Origin of the sequence: Fibrobacter sp., assembly GCA_024399065.1 — a bacterium.
Classification (GTDB): domain Bacteria; phylum Fibrobacterota; class Fibrobacteria; order Fibrobacterales; family Fibrobacteraceae; genus Fibrobacter.
On sequence record JAKSIB010000079.1, the window covers coordinates 1 to 2,570 of the forward strand.

Consider the following 2,570-nt stretch of genomic DNA (forward strand, 5'->3'; position numbering starts at 1 on the left):
ATGGCTCCAAAGTGGAGCTGATGGAACCCAGGTGGAATCCTGGTGGAACCCTGGTTGCTGAATCTAAAAAGAAAGCGAACACAGAATATAATTCTATGTTCGCTTTGGGCTTTGTAGTGAGGTTTTTATAGCAAAGTATTTTTTTTATTTGTGATTGGCAAGTCTTAAAAATTAAGGCTTTTGTAGTTTGTTATAGTCTTTTGTTGTTTATTATTTTTTTTTAATCGTCTTTATTCATTTTATTAAATGCTTCGCTTGCGGTTTTATCAAGTTTCTTTTGTATTTCTTGTTTTAAAAAAGCGACTAAATCAAATATTCTTTCTTCAAATGGGTTTTGTGCACCAATATCTATATAGTGTTGTATTAATGTCAAAATTGCTAGGTAGTTTGCTAAATCGTTGTTTGTTTTTTGATTGAGTAAATTTTCTCCGAGTGCTTTTTGTAAATCTTGAATATCGTATAAATTTTTTACGTTTGTCGGATTGTTTGCTTTTTCTATGTTGCAAATATCTTGACCGAAAATTTCGTTAAATACCATTCCCATTTTTATAAGTTGGCATATTGTTTTATAACTAGGTGCTGTTTTCCCTTTTGCCCAATTGCAGACGTTGGAGGGGTTTGTCCCTAGACTTTCTGCTAATTGTACTTGATTTGATTTAATTCGTTTTAGAAAATTTGAAATATCCATAATTAAAATTTAGAAACAAAATAAATCGTTTTGTTGTGTTTTTTGTTGTAATTGTGCAAAATCACAAGAAAATTGCAAAAATAGTATTGACAATTGTTGATAATTGTATTAGATTACCAACAAAACCAATTGAATTGGCAAAAATAATAATCAAAATGAGGTTTCTTTTGAAAGGAATGAGTTTGAAAAATGACGTGTATGAGAGGTTTCTCTCTTTTAAGTTTCAACGTCAAGCGGAACAAAAAAAAAGAATTACAAATGATGAAATCATTTTGTTTTTGCTTGATATGGCGGAAAATAAGGGCGGTAAATAATGGCTTTTAATGGTGAGGTACTTTCTTTGGTTATTCCTGTAAATTTTTTTGTTGCACTTACTTACAAAAAGCCTGATGAACTTGCAACCTATATCAAAGATTTTACAACGGCTTTGGTGACTGGAGATTTTGAGCCGTGCGATAATGAAGCGGTAGCCAATGCGAAAGAGTTGTATGATTTGGGGCTTGAAACAAAAAAAAGGAATGTTGCGAGGGCTAGGAGTGGGGGAGAGGGTAAGAGAGATAAAAGAGAACAACGTGATGAATCCGCAAACGTGATTTAGTGGGGCTGTTATATGGCTATTGATGAAAACTACTTTTATGATAGGATAGAATTTGAAACGTCTAATCCATCGTTTGAAGATTTTGCAAAGTGCTTTTTTGTTTTGTCTGACCAAAATAGAATTTATAATGAAGATGAAAAAAAAATCGCAAGTTTGGTTTTGACAATAGCAAGTGATGAAATTAAAAATTTTATCCATGTGCTTTTGCTTGTTGGTGGCAAACTGAAAAAAATTGAATCGGATAGGTCTATTTTTTCAAATTTGAATCCTACTGAAAAAGAAATTTTCAAGATAGCCCAAAAGAATAATTTTCCCAAATATTTAGCTAGTAAGTTTATCTTAAAACATCGTGCCGATAATTGGAAAATAAACGGAATACCTATTAAAAACGTGCAGGGTGCTTTTGTTGCCTATTGTAAGCATATTATCAATGACGGGGCGGAATATGCAAGTAATTCTTGATGAAGAATATTATACATTAGATGAGGTTGCAAAAATGGTTGGAGCACACCCAGAAACAATTAAAAGAGAGTGTTGGCGGAAAAAAATTACATATATGAGGATAAGCCGTCCATTACTTTTTAAAATGGAATGGATAAAAGAATATATCCAAAGAAAGACGTTTTTTAAAAAATAGTCTTGTCTGTGGTTTTAAGTTTTTGACAAATTAAGAAAAAAGGGTTTTGTATGCTTGAAAAAGTAATGTGTGCGATTGGCTATTGTTTCGCAATTCTTGTAAATTACGGAACTGATGAAGAAACGGCTAAAGAGATGATTTATAAAAAAATCGTTTCTTTAAAAAAAGAAATAAACCTTTAATATAGGAGTAAAAAATGAAAAAAATGTTTTCTATCACGTTAGGGCAGGCGAAGGCTTTGAGGGCTTTACTTGAAGATAAGTTAACTAATTTGGAATTTGCAAAAAACGAAAATTATATTGAAAAATCGTTTTTTGGCGAGTTGCACAAATATTTTAATCAAAGAATTTCGGATATTGAAAAACAATAATTTCAAACGGAATTTTTAAGGCGGTCAAATTGACCGCTTTTTTTTGTTTGCGGTGGTTGCTGAATCCTGGTTGAATCTAGGTAGAGTTTTACCGATGGCTCCAAAGTGGAGCCGATGGAATCTAGGTGGAGTTTTTACCGATGGCTCCAAAGTGGATCCGATGGAACCCAGGTGGAATCCTGGTTGCTGAATCCTGGTGGAATCCTGGTGGATAGTCTGCGATGGAACCCAGGTGGAATCCTTGTTGCTGAATCCTGGTGGAGTTTTACCGATGGCT

Annotated in this window: 6 protein-coding genes; 5 read left to right on the forward strand and 1 reads right to left on the reverse strand. The window is 33.2% G+C overall.

The features are described from left to right. Nucleotides 1-220: 220 nt before the first annotated feature. Nucleotides 221-688 (reverse strand): hypothetical protein, encoded by a 468-nt coding sequence (locus tag MJZ25_16435; protein ID MCQ2125763.1) that lies wholly within the window; start codon nt 686-688, stop codon nt 221-223. A 35-nt stretch (nt 689-723) separates the two neighbouring features. Between MJZ25_16435 and MJZ25_16440 the strand changes: the two genes are divergently transcribed. The 5 genes from MJZ25_16440 (at nt 724) to MJZ25_16460 (ending at nt 2,293) form a co-directional block, all read left to right on the forward strand. Beyond that, nucleotides 724-1,002: a hypothetical protein gene (locus MJZ25_16440; protein ID MCQ2125764.1), complete on the forward strand. Its 279-nt coding sequence runs from the start codon at nt 724-726 to the stop codon at nt 1,000-1,002. Further along, nucleotides 1,002-1,286: a hypothetical protein gene (locus tag MJZ25_16445; protein MCQ2125765.1), complete on the forward strand. Its 285-nt coding sequence runs from the start codon at nt 1,002-1,004 to the stop codon at nt 1,284-1,286. The genes MJZ25_16440 and MJZ25_16445 overlap by 1 nt, the downstream gene beginning before the upstream one ends. A 12-nt stretch (nt 1,287-1,298) precedes the next feature. Beyond that, a complete protein-coding gene (locus MJZ25_16450; GenBank protein MCQ2125766.1) occupies nt 1,299-1,748 on the forward strand; it encodes a hypothetical protein in 450 nt (149 codons plus the stop codon). Continuing rightward, nucleotides 1,732-1,923 (forward strand): helix-turn-helix domain-containing protein, encoded by a 192-nt coding sequence (locus MJZ25_16455; GenBank protein ID MCQ2125767.1) that lies wholly within the window; start codon nt 1,732-1,734, stop codon nt 1,921-1,923. Before MJZ25_16450 ends, MJZ25_16455 begins: the two co-directional genes overlap by 17 nt. Nucleotides 1,924-2,119: 196 nt before the next feature. Next, on the forward strand, nt 2,120-2,293 hold the full coding sequence (locus MJZ25_16460; GenBank protein ID MCQ2125768.1) for a hypothetical protein: 174 nt from the start codon (nt 2,120-2,122) through the stop codon (nt 2,291-2,293). Nucleotides 2,294-2,570: the final 277 nt, after the last annotated feature.